At 43.0% G+C, this 13,897-nt stretch carries 14 protein-coding genes and 1 tRNA gene; 11 read left to right on the top strand and 4 right to left on the bottom strand.

Annotation, left to right across the window (positions count from 1 at the left end; genetic code table 11):
• The first annotated feature begins 129 nt into the window (after positions 1–129).
• From AC13CC_RS13070 to AC13CC_RS13025, 10 genes are all read left to right on the top strand, one after another.
• Positions 130–1,434 carry a TolC family protein gene (locus AC13CC_RS13070; RefSeq protein ID WP_326276855.1) on the top strand — a complete coding sequence of 435 codons (1,305 nt, stop codon included), beginning with the start codon at positions 130–132 and terminating at the stop codon, positions 1,432–1,434.
• A 7-nt stretch (positions 1,435–1,441) separates the two neighbouring features.
• On the top strand, positions 1,442–2,533 hold the full coding sequence (locus tag AC13CC_RS13065) for an efflux RND transporter periplasmic adaptor subunit (protein WP_326276854.1): 1,092 nt from the start codon (positions 1,442–1,444) through the stop codon (positions 2,531–2,533).
• A gap of 16 nt (positions 2,534–2,549) precedes the next feature.
• A complete protein-coding gene (locus AC13CC_RS13060; RefSeq protein WP_326276853.1) occupies positions 2,550–5,744 on the top strand; it encodes an efflux RND transporter permease subunit in 3,195 nt (1,064 codons plus the stop codon).
• Positions 5,745–5,849: 105 nt separating this feature from the next.
• The gene (locus tag AC13CC_RS13055; protein ID WP_014032911.1) at positions 5,850–6,155 is read left to right on the top strand and encodes a hypothetical protein; all 306 of its coding nucleotides are present in this window, start codon (positions 5,850–5,852) and stop codon (positions 6,153–6,155) included.
• Between the two features lie 10 nt (positions 6,156–6,165).
• Positions 6,166–6,369 carry a YgaP family membrane protein gene (locus tag AC13CC_RS13050; protein WP_293166727.1) on the top strand — a complete coding sequence of 68 codons (204 nt, stop codon included), beginning with the start codon at positions 6,166–6,168 and terminating at the stop codon, positions 6,367–6,369.
• A 58-nt stretch (positions 6,370–6,427) separates the two neighbouring features.
• On the top strand, positions 6,428–6,985 hold the full coding sequence (locus tag AC13CC_RS13045; protein WP_482878099.1) for a YeeE/YedE family protein: 558 nt from the start codon (positions 6,428–6,430) through the stop codon (positions 6,983–6,985).
• The gene (locus AC13CC_RS13040) at positions 6,982–7,395 is read left to right on the top strand and encodes a DUF6691 family protein (protein ID WP_293166723.1); all 414 of its coding nucleotides are present in this window, start codon (positions 6,982–6,984) and stop codon (positions 7,393–7,395) included. The genes AC13CC_RS13045 and AC13CC_RS13040 overlap by 4 nt, the downstream gene beginning before the upstream one ends.
• A gap of 103 nt (positions 7,396–7,498) precedes the next feature.
• Positions 7,499–7,903, top strand: coding sequence for a response regulator (locus AC13CC_RS13035; RefSeq protein ID WP_326276851.1), 405 nt, complete (start codon positions 7,499–7,501; stop codon positions 7,901–7,903).
• A 103-nt stretch (positions 7,904–8,006) separates the two neighbouring features.
• Positions 8,007–8,078: transfer RNA gene (locus AC13CC_RS13030), tRNA-Arg, on the top strand.
• Positions 8,079–8,307: 229 nt separating this feature from the next.
• Entirely contained in the window at positions 8,308–9,690 is a 1,383-nt protein-coding gene (locus AC13CC_RS13025) for a SulP family inorganic anion transporter (RefSeq protein WP_326277123.1), read from the top strand.
• 248 nt (positions 9,691–9,938) lie between these two features.
• On the opposite strand, the gene AC13CC_RS13020 is transcribed toward AC13CC_RS13025, so the two are convergent.
• Positions 9,939–10,835: a CorA family divalent cation transporter gene (locus AC13CC_RS13020; protein ID WP_482878098.1), complete on the bottom strand. Its 897-nt coding sequence runs from the start codon at positions 10,833–10,835 to the stop codon at positions 9,939–9,941.
• Between the two features lie 220 nt (positions 10,836–11,055).
• Between AC13CC_RS13020 and AC13CC_RS13015 the strand changes: the two genes are divergently transcribed.
• Positions 11,056–12,168 carry an ATP-binding protein gene (locus tag AC13CC_RS13015; RefSeq protein ID WP_326276849.1) on the top strand — a complete coding sequence of 371 codons (1,113 nt, stop codon included), beginning with the start codon at positions 11,056–11,058 and terminating at the stop codon, positions 12,166–12,168.
• Positions 12,169–12,281: 113 nt separating this feature from the next.
• Here the strand turns inward: AC13CC_RS13015 and AC13CC_RS13010 are convergent, their stop codons facing one another.
• From AC13CC_RS13010 to AC13CC_RS13000, 3 genes are all read right to left on the bottom strand, one after another.
• Positions 12,282–12,617, bottom strand: coding sequence for a tyrosine-type recombinase/integrase (locus AC13CC_RS13010; RefSeq protein ID WP_482878097.1), 336 nt, complete (start codon positions 12,615–12,617; stop codon positions 12,282–12,284).
• A gap of 6 nt (positions 12,618–12,623) precedes the next feature.
• Entirely contained in the window at positions 12,624–12,830 is a 207-nt protein-coding gene (locus tag AC13CC_RS13005) for a site-specific integrase (protein ID WP_482878096.1), read from the bottom strand.
• A gap of 184 nt (positions 12,831–13,014) precedes the next feature.
• Positions 13,015–13,485 carry a phage integrase SAM-like domain-containing protein gene (locus tag AC13CC_RS13000; protein ID WP_326276847.1) on the bottom strand — a complete coding sequence of 157 codons (471 nt, stop codon included), beginning with the start codon at positions 13,483–13,485 and terminating at the stop codon, positions 13,015–13,017.
• Positions 13,486–13,897: the final 412 nt, after the last annotated feature.

The raw sequence follows: 13,897 nt of genomic DNA, 5'->3' as shown, positions 1-13,897 counted from the left end.
CATTTCTTTGGTGACAGGGGCATGTTGAGGTTCATTTTTTTTTATGGAAACAGGACATTTTTCTCGGTAACCAAGGTTACTGTGCAGGCGAATTGCCAAATTTAATTTTGCTTCAAATTAGTTAAACACATGAAACGAATAATTACATTTACCATACTCATTTGGATCCAGGGACAACTATTTGCCCAAGACCCTGTCAAGATTTCCATGGAAGAAGTATTGACAAAGGTGCAAGAGTCCAATGCCAGCATCAAGGTGTCCGAACAGGAGGCCAAAATGGCAAAATACGATTATAGGTTCTCCAATTCCATTTTTTTGCCACAGATAGCTGTGTCGCATACAGGAATGGCGACCACAAATCCTTTGATGGCTTTCGGTTCCAAACTCAACCAAGAGATTTTGACCCAGGCAGATTTTAACCCTGCCTTGTTGAACGATCCCGATCAGATCGAGAACTACGCCACCGTAGTTTCGGTGAAACAGCCCTTGATCAATTTGGATGGGTTTTATCAACGTAAAGCCGCTAAAACAACCATGGAAGCCAAAGAGCTTCAGGCCATGCGCACCCGCGATTATCTGGATTTTGAAGCCCAAAAGGCCTACGGGCAATTACAATTGGCACATAGAGCTGTGGATGTACTTCAAAAAGCCCATGAGGCTGCAAATGCCAATTTGAACATGGCACAGAACAGCTATGATCAAGGCTTGCTTCAAAAAGCGGATTTGTTGGAAGTGAAGGTACGGGTCACCGAGGTTTCCGATCAACTGAAGACAGCCAAAAGCAATGTGAAAAATGCATCGGACTATTTAGCCTTTTTAATGAACGAACAAGGAGATGTGGTCTATGAACCCTCCGAAGAATTGGTGCCTGATAATTTGGGCGAATCAGTGGACGTTTCACTGGAAAACAGGGCCGATGTAAAAGCCATGGATTTGGTGTCCGAAGCTTACAAAGCCAACATGAAGGCGGATAACATGACCTTTTTGCCAAGGCTTAATGCCTTTGCCAGCTACGAAATGTACGACGATCAAATTTTTCAGGCCGATGCCAAAGGATACATTATTGGGGCAAGTTTGAGTTGGGATGTTTTTAAAGGATCCCAACGCTTTGCCAAAGCAGGAAAGAGTAAAACAAGTTATGAAAAAGCGAAACAGGAATACGAGCAGTACGTCGCCAAAAGTACTATGGAGCTACAACGCACCAAACGGATGGTCGAGGATGCCGCGAGCAGGCTCCAGACCTCAAAATTGGCTATGGAGCAATCCGAAGAATCATTGAGAATCCGCACCAACCGGTTCAAGGAAGGTCTCGAAAAAACAACGGATCTATTGATGGCCGAAGCCACCTATGCGGAAAAACAATTGGCCTATTATCAAACCATTTTTGAATACAATCAAGCACAATCCTTATTAACATTTTTAACCAAAGAATAATTGCAACATGAAAAACACTACGATATATAAAAGCTTCACTTTAATTCTTGCATTGGGATTGACCCTTGCAGGGTGTGGGAGTGATGAAAAACAAGCCGCGACGACCTCTGAGGCGGTAAAGGTAACCGTTGCCGATGTGGATACTGGCGATAATTCCACCATTTTGGCCGGTAGTGGTCAAATAACAGCTGTAAACAGCGCCACTTTAAGCACTAGAATAATGGGCCACGTGGAATCCCTTCCTGTGAAGATAGGTCAAAAAGTAAACAAGGGAGATCTATTGATTTCCATCAACAACGTGGACTTGCGTGCCAAAAAAGCACAGGTGGAGGCATCCATTACGGAGGCAACTGTTGCCTTCAACAATGCAAAGAAGGACTATGAACGATTCCAGAATCTTTTTAACGAGAACAGTGCTTCACAAAAGGAGTTGGATGACATGACCGCCCACTACGAAATGGCCAAAGCCAGATTGGAAGCCGCAAACCAAATGAAGAACGAGGTTAACTCCCAGTTTGCTTATGCCAATATCAGGGCTCCATTTAGCGGAGTGGTGACCAATACCTACATTGACAAGGGCGATATGGCCAACCCTGGTGTTCCGTTGGTTTCCATTGAATCAGCTGGAGGAGGTTTTGAAGTAGTTGCGAAGGTTTCAGAGAATAATATTTCCGGTATAGAAGTGGGAACCAATGCTCAAATACTTGTGAAAACTTTGGATACCACGCTAACAGGTACAGTGTCCGAGTTAAGTGCATCGGCCCAAAATACGGGTGGACAATATTTGATGAAGGTTTTAATGGACAAAACGGAGGCCAAGATTTTGTCAGGTATGTATGCAACCGTTAGGCTGGAGGCGGAAAATGAGAGCAACGGAAAAAAAGTTATTACGGTTCCGTCCAAAGCCTTGGTGCATAAAGGACAGTTGACAGGCGTGTATACCTTGGGTCAGGATAATGTGGCCCTGTTGCGTTGGTTGCGACTGGGAGAGAATTTCGGAGACGAAGTGGAAGTGTTGTCGGGCTTATCCAAAGGAGATAAGTATATCGTCTCGGCCGAAGGAAAGTTGTACAACGGAGCCAAAGTAAGCATTCAATAACCCAAAAACGCTAACAATGAAAGACGGACTTGCAGGTAGAATTGCCAAAGGGTTTATCAGCTCCAAGCTAACGGTGCTCTTAATGATTGTATTTATGGTCATTGGGGTGTACAGTTCCTTCCTTATCCCAAGGGAAGAGGAGCCCCAGATAGACGTGCCCATGGCGGATATTTTTGTAGGGTATCCCGGAGCCAGTCCCACCGAGGTGGAATCCAGGATCACAAAACCGCTTGAAAAAATTATATCGAACATTAAAGGCGTAGAATACGTGTACACCACTTCCATGCAAGAGCAGGGAATGGCCATTGTGCAGTTCTACGTGGGAGAAGATATCGAACGATCTTTGGTGCGTTTGTACGATGAGATCAACAAGCACATGGACCAAATGCCGGCAGGGGTTACCATGCCCTTGGTAAAAACTCGAGCCATTGACGATGTGCCTATGCTAGCATTGACACTTTGGAGCGAGGAGTACGATGATTTTCAGTTAAGGCAGATTTCAGGAGAGCTCATCAACGAGATCGAAAAAGTAAATGGCGTTTCCATCACCAAAAAGATAGGAGGACGCAGTCCCCAGCTTCGTGTGGTGGTGGACAAGGATAAAATGGCCGAATCGGGCATAGATATGTTGGCCGTGGCCCAAATGATCAAGGCCAACAACCAGCAAATGGATGCCGGAAACTTCCTTTCCAACGATACCGAATTCCACATCAGTACAGGAAACTTTTTAAAAACCAAGGAAGACCTTGAAAACCTGATTGTAGGCACCAAACAAGGTCAACCTATCTATCTAAAACAGATATCAAAGGTATTGGATGGTCCAGAACTGCCTAAAAACTATGTTTCCCTTGGATTTGGGGCTGCAAGTGAAAAGGCAGAGACCTATAAATCAGAATATCCTGCGGTAACCATATCCATTGCCAAGCGCAAAGGTGCGGATGCCATGAAGATTGCCGATGTGGTCTTGGAGAAAGTGGATCATTTAAAAACAACCCTGATTCCAGATGAGGTAAAGGTTGAGGTAACCCGGAACTATGGACAGACTGCATCGCAAAAAGTATCGGAATTGTTGATGCACTTGATCGGCGCCATCATTGCCGTGACCTTTGTGGTCATGTTGGCCATGGGATGGCGAGGCGGACTTGTGGTGTTCCTATCGGTGCCCATTACCTTCGCATTGACCTTGCTCAGCTATTATATGCTGGATTACACCTTGAACCGAATTACCTTGTTTGCCTTGGTGTTTGTAACAGGTATTGTAGTGGACGACTCCATTATTATTGCGGAGAACATGCACCGTCACTTTAAAATGAAACGATTGCCGTTCAAGGATGCGGCCATTTATGCCATCAATGAGGTAGGGAACCCGACCATTTTGGCCACGTTTACGGTAATTGCATCCGTATTGCCCATGGCCTTTGTATCTGGGTTGATGGGGCCTTATATGTCACCCATGCCCATTGGAGCTTCCATTGCGATGTTGCTATCATTGTTCGTGGCATTGACGATAACCCCGTATTTGGGCTACATCTTCCTGAGGGAGAAAGACAAAAAGAAGAAAAAGGAAAAAGCCCCCGTTGAAATACAGGACACCTTCATTTACAAAGCTTACTCTCGATTTGAAAGCCCTTTGATAGAGAGCAGGAAAAAAAGATGGCTGTTCTTGGGGATTACCTTCTTCTTGCTGCTTGCCTCCATTGGAATGTTCTTTACCAAATCGGTAGCCGTAAAAATGCTTCCTTTTGATAACAAGAACGAGTTCCAAGTAGTGATAGACCTTCCCGAAGGAACGACCTTGGAAAGAACGTCGGCTGTAACCAAGGAAATTGGAGCATATCTTTCCACTCGTCCGGAAGTGGTCAACTATCAAACCTACGTTGGGACATCTGCCCCAATCACATTTAATGGTTTGGTAAGACATTACGACCTTCGTGGTGGTAGCAATATGGCCGATATTCAGGTGAATCTTGTTGATAAGCACGATAGAAGCGAACAGAGCCACGATATTGCCAAATTGCTCAGACCAAGAATACAGGAATTGGGCAAAAAATACGATGCGAACATCAAAATTGTTGAGGTGCCGCCTGGACCTCCTGTGCTCTCCACCATTGTGGCCGAAGTGTACGGCCCCGATTATGATAAACAGATTGCATTGGCCGAAAAGGTAAAAGGTATTTTGAACAATACCACCGATGTTGTGGATGTGGATTGGATGGTCGAGGATGATCAAGTCGAGTACGATTTTGTAATCGACAAAGAGAAAGCGATGCTTTATGGCATTACTCCGCAACAAATTGTACAGGTGATGGGTATGGCTTTTCGTGAACAGCCCGTATCGCATATCTACCGTGAAGATGCCTTTGATCAAATTGGGATTGTGCTTTCCATTAGTGAGAAGGATAAATCCAGTTTGGCTGAAATCAAACAGTTAAAGATAACATCACAGCAGGGCAATATGGTTTCCGTTGGGGATTTGGTTCAGGTAAAAGAAGGGATCAAGGCCAAGAGCATCTACCGGAAAAACCAAAAAAGGGTCGTGTATGTAATGTCGGATATGGCAGGGGAATTGGAAAGCCCCGTGTACGCCATTTTGGGGATGACGGACAAGTTGAACCAATTGGAGCTTCCGCAGGGATACTCCATCAACGAACTCTATATGGAACAACCCCAGTTTGAAGATGATTACACCGTAAAGTGGGATGGGGAATGGCAGATAACCCTTGAGGTGTTCCGCGATTTGGGAATCGCCTTTTTGGGTGTGATTGTCATTATTTATATGTTGATCGTGGGGTGGTTCCAAAACTTTAAGGCACCCATGGTGATGATGGTGGCCATACCACTTTCATTGATCGGTATTGTGCTCGGACACTGGTTGCTCGGTGCATTTTTTACAGCAACCTCCTTTATTGGTATGATTGCCCTTGCGGGAATCATGGTGCGGAACTCGGTGCTGCTGATTGATTTCGTCAATTTGAGATTGGATGACGGGGTTCCCTTGAAACAAGCAGTTATAGAAGCCGGTGCCGTTCGTACCACACCAATTTTATTGACCGCAGGGACCGTTGTTATTGGAGCCTTTGTGATTTTGTTCGACCCCATTTTCCAGGGATTGGCCATTTCACTGATGGGAGGAACCATAGTGTCCACTGTTTTGACGCTATTGGTAGTGCCATTGGTGTATTACTTGATAGAACGAAAAAATTACAAATAAGATGAAACCAACAACACTAAAATAATTTTTGGACAAAGAGTACAAGGATTCTTTTAGTCCTCAAAGGTTCCATATGACCAACGAAAAAAACATAAAAATAAGCACATGAAAATGATCATTGTTACCACGGTCGAAGAGTATGAAAAGGAAGTGTTCAAACTCTTCAAAAAGGCAGGTATAGAAAATTTTAGCGGGTCGGACATAGATGGGTACAAAAACACTCCGCCTATGTTCTACACCAATAGTTGGTTCCCCAGTGAAAAGGGGGGCGCAGCATCCAACCTGTTTTTTTCCTTCACCGAGGAAGAAAAAGTCACCGAGTTTTTCAAATTGTTGGAAGAATTCAACCAAAAAAGTGAGACCACAAACCCTATTCGGGCGGTCGAAGTACCTATTGAAAGAACTGTATAAAAATAAAATCATGAAAAATAGAATTGTAAGAGGCGTAGCGGGAACGTTTATATTGATAAGTCTGGTTTTGGCCATTTATGTAAGTCAAAATTGGCTTTGGTTTACTGCATTTGTAGGTGCTAATCTGCTTCAGTCATCCTTGACCAAATGGTGTTTGCTGGAAGATATTTTGAAGAAATTCGGAGTACAAGATTCCGATAAGAGCTGTTGTTGATATTCCATAGGTTTGATATTTAAGGCATTTTCGTGATCTTTGTCAAAAACTCACGGAAATGCTTTATCAACCTTGGCCTTGGTATGTATCAGGCCCGCTCATTGCCCTGATCATGGCTTTATTGATTCTTATGGGCAAACGTTTTGGAATGTCCTCCAACTTGGAAACTTTTTGTTCCATTGGTGGTGCAGGAAAGTTTTCGGATTACTTCAAAACAGATGTAAAATCCAAACGGTGGAACCTTTTGGTCGTCCTTGGTTCTGTTATTGGGGGATTCTTGGGCGCGCATTGGCTCTCTCCAAATCCGGCTGTGAACATATCGGATAAAACCGTTTCAAAACTGCAAGAACTCGGGTTTGACAGTGCAGGCACGGCCTATTTGCCCACGGAACTTTTTGGTATGGAATCCCTTACCGACCCTAAAATTTGGATCATTCTTTTGGTGGCTGGCTTTTTGGTGGGTTTTGGTACACGATATGCTGGAGGTTGTACCTCTGGACATGCCATTTCTGGTTTGAGCAACTTACAGCGACCTTCTTTGATTGCAGTTATCGGTTTCTTTATCGGCGGACTGATCATGGTTCATCTATTGTTCCCCTTAATTTTTGCCGTATGAAGAATATAGTGTACATCATATTGGGTACCTTTTTGGGAATTGTTTTGTATAAATCGGAAGCGGCTTCGTGGTTCAGGATCTATGAGATGTTCCAGTTTGATTCGTTCCACATGTACGGAATCATTGGCTCGGCATTGGCAGTGGGCATTGTTTTGGTGCAATGGATCAAAAAATCGAAAGTAAAATCCTTTTCGGGAGAAACAATTGCTATACTGGACAAAGAAAAATCTATCGCTAGGTATATTTTGGGCGGAGCACTCTTTGGATTGGGGTGGGCCTTGGCCGGTGCTTGTCCCGGGCCTATCTATATTTTGGTGGGAGCAGGGTATTGGCCCATAGTCATTGTTTTGGTCGGAGCATTACTTGGAGCCTTTGCGTATGGTGTTTTAAGGAGTAAATTGCCACACTAAGAGTGACTTAACGGGATATTTGGACAAAACAACGATCATGAATGGTTTGTTGGTCTCCAGCATATAGCTTTGTCTGTCCCAAAACTTACGTAATAGTCCCTACATGAAGCTAACTACGTTTATTATAGACGATGATTTGGTGTCCCAATTTGCCACCCGATACTGCATACAACAATCCCACGGCGATTTTGATATTATTACTTGTTCCAGCGGTGAGGAGGGCATTCAAGCCTGTTTCAGTTCCATTGAGGAGCACGACAGATTACCTGACATTATCTTTTTAGATCTTGTTATGGATGGTATGAACGGATGGGATTTTTTGCAAAACCTAAAAAATTTGTTCGTGGAGCACGAACTTCCAAGCGTATATGTACTTTCAGCCTTTACCAATGCCAAGGATCGAGCCATAGCCAAAGAGAATGGGATAATCTCTGGTTACGTGGACAAGCCCTTGTCACGTTCTTATTTGGAAAAAATACTAAAAGAAGAAGAGAAAAAACGGACTTAGCCATACCGCTCCAATGGTTTAAAGGGAAAATCACCCTAAATTGACCCCTACGGTTGCATAAAGTTTTTAAAAAAACCTATTTTTGCAGTCCATTTTTACAGATGGCCCCGTAGTTCAATGGATAGAATAGAAGTTTCCTAAACTTTAGATGCAAGTTCGATTCTTGCCGGGGCTACTTTTTGACTTCCCAATGATTCAATGAATCATTAAATAAATGAAAATCAAGTATTTAATATTTTTTGATTTTAATTGGATTCCTTTGATATGTACTTTAACAGTTCACAAATCGTCAACATTTTTTAGATTGCTGTTTTTTAACCAAGTAATTTAGGTTACATACTTGATTTGACTTTCGTCTTCGTCAACATTTAACTAAAGGAAGACAATTATGAGTGGCCTTTGCCATGATCGCTGGCCTGTCACCCTTGGTGGGACTGTACGCCGCCTTTGTCATGGGTCTGGTGACCTCCATCTTTGGGGGAAGGCCCGGAATGATCTCCGGTGCTACCGGAGCCATTGCCGTGGTGATCGTTGCTTTGGCAAACAGCCATGGTGTGGAATATGTGTTCGCCACCGTGGTACAGGCGGGTATCCTTCAGATTATTGCAGGAACTTTGAGACTGGGCACCCTGATGCGCTTGGTACCTTTGCCCGTGGTATATGGGTTTGTGAACGGGCTGGCCATTATTATCTTCATGTCCCAATTGGACCAATTCAAGAATCCCTCTGGGGATTGGCTTACGGGCAGCGCATTGTATGTGATTCTGGGGCTGGTGCTTTTGACCATGCTCATCATTTGGGGACTGCCGAAGATCACCAAGGCCGTTCCGGCATCCTTGGTCGCCATATTGGTGGTCTTTGGGGTTGTGGTTGCTTTTGGAATAGACACCAAGACTGTAGGTGACATCGCCTCCATACAAGGTGGGTTTCCCCCGTTCCATATACCCGACATTCCCTTTACATTGGAAACCTTGACGCTTATTTTCCCATATGCGGCCATTGTGGCCGGTGTTGGCTTGATAGAAAGTCTGCTGACCTTGGAACTTATCGACGAGATTACCGAGACCCGAGGACGTACCAACAAAGAGGCCGCTGCACAAGGGGTGGCGAATATCGCCTCCGGACTGTTCTCCGGAATGGGAGGATGTGCCATGTTGGGACAAAGTCTGATCAACATATCCAACGGGGCACGTGCACGTCTTTCAGGAATTGTTGCCGCTGTAGCCCTGCTGCTCTTTATCATGTTCGGGGCTGGCGTCATCGAAAAAGTACCCATGGCGGCCTTGACCGGGCTGATGATCATGGTGGCGATCGGAACGTTTGAGTGGGTAAGTTTTAAAGTGCTGGACAAATACCCTAAATCTGATATCATCGTCATGGTGATCGTGATACTCGTTACGGTGTTTTTGCACAACTTGGCCCTAGCTGTTTTGATAGGGGTCGTGATATCTGCCTTGGTCTATGCCTGGGGCAATGCCAAGCGTATCCGAGCCAGAAAGCGAATCGACGAAAAGGGCATCAAGCATTACGAAATATATGGCCCCCTGTTCTTTGGTTCCATCAAGATGTTCAATGAAAAGTTCGATGTGCTCAATGACCCCAAGGAAATCATCATCGACTTTAGGGAAAGCCGTATTGTGGATATGTCCGCAATAGAGGCGGTGAACAAGCTGACCGAACGGTACCACAAAGTGGACAAAAAGGTATATATCACCAATCTATCAAGCAGTAGCCATAAGTTATTGATCAAAGCGGACAAGATGATCAATGTCAATGTCTTGGAATAACCCGTGGACGGGCCATTTTTGTAGGTTTATGGGAAAATAAAGAAAAAATTAAGACGGCCGTTAAGAAAGAACTGGAAAGGTTGAATCGGACCATTTCCATGTACAAGGATATGACCAACCGATCGAGCCCGATGATGTCATTGGGCGATGACATGGGCAAAGTCTGGTATTATTCAAGGTTGCCGCCCGGTTTGTCCATGATATAAAATACCATACCCCAGTTTTTTGAGCAAAAGTAGGGATTTGGGCTAAAAGAAACGCTTTCTCTTGAACCAAAGAAATACGATAAGGCAGATCAGAACCATAACCCCCAAGGTATAGAAGTACCCATTTTGCCAGCGAAGCTCGGGCATAACATCAAAGTTCATCCCATATATTCCCGCAATGAAGGTCAGGGGAAGGAAAAAAGCCGAAAAGATGGTGAGAACCTTCATGACATCGTTGCTTTTCTGTGCGGTGACCGATAGGTAGGAGTCCAGAAGCCCGTTGGTATCCTCCACGGCCTCGTCGTAGAGCAGGTGATGGGCGGTAAGACTGTCCTTGATGTCCTGTAATCTAGACTTGTGGCCCTTGCCCACCGCTAACTCGTTGATGACGGTCTGGATGAGCCCAATGAGTTTTTTACCGATACGAGCCTTGGATTTTAGGAAGTAAAGCTGCTCCAGAGTGAGATTGCTCCCTTTTTTGGTAAAGATATGGTTCTCCATATCATCGATCTTGTTGGACAGGTTTTCCACCGGTTCCTGAAAACTGTCCACCATGTTGTCCACGATATGGAGCACGAGTGCGTCCACATGCTTTATATGGGGGGGAGCACTATCGAGAAAGGCATACTCCGCCCTATGTATGGTGATCAAACGATCTTTGAACACAAAAAAGGCGATTTTGTTGGAAAAATCAATTATAGAGGTAGGTTTGTCAACTTCCTGTGTACATGCCCTCAATATCATAAAATAACCTTCTTCGATGGGTTCAAGCTTGGGAAGGTGCCCTGCCTGTAGGCTATCCTTAACCAAGATGGGGCTCAGACCTTTGGCGGTCACCAATTCATTGGCTTCCTCGTCGGAGGGGTCCTGTATATCGACCCATGTAAAATAAGGGTATTTTTTTTCTTTGATGGTGGCGGTACGTTGTTTATTGTTCATCGGCATATTTAATCAGTCCGTTGATTTGGTTGTTTTATTGTGGATTAAAATTACACACTTTCCAAAGGTTCTGGGAATTCAACCTACTGTTTTCTTATTGGACCATCTAATCTTGATGGATTTTGGAGTCCGAATGCTAAAATTCAGGTAAAACAACAATTTCCGAGGTTTAATTCATTAAAAGACATTACTTTTGGTGAACACGTTCACTTGATTATATATGATTAAAAGAATATTGGAACAAAAAATTATCCAAAAGTTGGACAAGGGCAAGGCAATTATCGTAATTGGTCCAAGACAGGTTGGAAAGACCACCTTGATCAATTCAATTTTGGAAAATAAGGAACATCTATTTCTGGATGGAGATGACCCTACGGTCAGAAATCTGCTGGGAAATGCAAATACGGAGCAATTAAAAAGTATCATTGGGAACCATAAGACTCTATTTATCGATGAGGCCCAAAGGATTGAAAATATTGGGGTTACCCTTAAGATAATTACTGATCAGTTCAAACAGGTGCAATTGTTGGTCAGTGGCTCATCAGCTTTTGAGCTCAAAAATCAAATGAACGAGCCTTTAACAGGAAGAAAATGGGATTTTCGGCTCTATCCTATTTCTTGGGGGGAATTTGAAGGCCATGTCGGATATGTGAAAGCAGAACAGCAACTGGAATTGCGAATTTTATATGGGATGTACCCGGACGTTATCAATAACCAAGGTGAGGAAATCGAAATATTGAAGGAGTTGACCAGTAGCTATTTGTATAAGGATATTCTCGCGTTCAGCGGCATTAGAAAGCCCCAGGTATTGGAGAAACTCTTACGGGCATTGGCACTCCAAATAGGGAATGAGGTCAGTTACAATGAAATCGCACAATTGGTCGGGGTGGATAAAAACACCGTGAACAGCTATATTGACATTCTTGAAAAGGGATATGTAATCTTTAGGTTGCCGAGTTTTAGTAGAAATCTTCGAAATGAGATCAAAACAAATCAAAAAATTTATTTCTATGACACAGGGGTCAGAAATGCCATTATCGGGAATTTCAATACACTGGACAGTCGTACCGATACAGGAGGGTTGTGGGAAAATTTTTTGATCAGTGAGCGTATAAAAAAGTTGACCTATGAGAGTTCCTTAGCCTCATCATATTTTTGGAGGACAAAACAACAGCAGGAAATTGACTATGTAGAGGAAGAGTCCGGTAAAATCAGAGGATATGAATTTAAGTGGAACCCTAAGGCCAAGGCCAAGTTTCCCAAAATGTTCATGGAGACTTATGATGCAGAAATCAATGTTGTGCACAGAGATAATTTTCGCGAATTTATATGATGGGTTTGACAAACACATTTTTTGTTCAAATCATATGTTATAACCCGAATCTCTATAAACGAGGAATAAAATATTGATGGTCAGGTACGTATTACTCTTGTAGTTTGAATTTATTATAATAATACCTCAATAGCTTTATTCACCACCGAAGTATCCAATTCTTTAAGATAGGCCTGTGTGATGGCCATGTTCTGATGCCCCAATGATTCACTGATAATATCTGTTGCGACACCTTTTTGCTTAAGGCAATTGGCAAAACTGTGACGTGCCACATAACTGGTCACAGATTTTTCAATTTCGGCCAATTCAGCAATAGCCTTTAAATCCTTGTTATAATTTTTAAGCACTTTGGTCTTACGGTTCTCTATCTGGTTAGGGCTAAGTTCGTCATGGAGTAAAATGGGAAAGACATATTTCGTGCCCAATGAATTCTTGCGATAATAATCCAAGATTTCCTAAACTGGTGGTAGAATCTGAATAGTGAAATTTCCCTTGGTCTTAGAACGGGTATAATAAATGTTCCCACCTTTGATGTCCTTCCATTTCAATTTCATCATATCGGCAAAGTTCATCCCTCGGGTATAGAAGCTAAAAACAAAGTAATTTCTACTATCGCGAAGCTCAGGATGGTCAATTAGGTCAACATTGATTATTTGTTTCACTTCTATAAAGTTAAGTGCCCTTTTGGCTCCCCTTCCTTTTAATATCGATACTTTGTATGCACGAAATGGGTATAACGATTCCTTTACAATGTTTCTTCTGATGGCCTGGTTAAACAAAGCCCTTATGGAACGCATCCGAACACCAATACCGCCATCTGTGCCACCTCGTGAGCGCAGATAGGCCTCATACTTTTCTAGAAATGCAGGGGGTTATGTCCGTAAAGGAAAGGTCTTTGTCCCACTTCAAAAATCTCTGGACGGATTTACTGGTGTCTTTGTGGAAGCGGGCATTGCCCATTCTACCGGCAAGCTTTAATTCTTTAATCAGTTCATCCCAAAAATCAAAAACGTTTCTTCTGACCGGATTGAACGCCAGCCTGAAATTATGTTCAAATTCCCTCAAAGAGAAATCATCCTTTTCCATTTCCAATTCTGCAATAACTTTTAACGCCCTGTCCCGAAACTTCAACAATAACCGATTGTCCTGAATAAAATTGCTGTGGTTTTTATTGAAGGAACCGGTGCGTTCATCCCATTCTTTCGGAAATGCGTTGTAAATGGTCTTGAAGTATTTAGATCGTCTATCTTTGGTCACACGAAGACATACCGGATAACTTCCATCAGAAAGCTGTTTTTTTCTTAAAACTGTTCGCACATTGATCATTTTTCAGCGGTATTTTGGGTACAACATAGGTACAACAAATGGTCAATTAAAGGTAGTATTGATACTTCTAAATGAAAAGAAAAGTTTCATAATATATTGATAATCAAACTATAAGAAGCCAAATGAAAATTAATGACAGCTAAAAAAAGCTGCTGTTAATCAGAGGGTCCTTGGTTCGAGTCCTAGAGGGGGAGCAGAGATAGTAAGGCTTCAGAGAAATTCACACTCTGGAGCCTTTTTTATTTGCACGCGGAGTGAAAAAATAATATTATAATTCCCCATAAACAGGCATGGATTTGCGGCAAACTATAAATAAACAAAGAGTTTTTTTCTTTTGACAAATTAATAATAGTCTGGGAATGGGCTATATAGTTTTAGCCATTTTTAAGCTATTCTTTTAATA

This window comes from Flagellimonas sp. L-11 (genome assembly GCF_056857735.1).
This window is presented reverse-complemented; position numbering and strand designations above follow the sequence as displayed.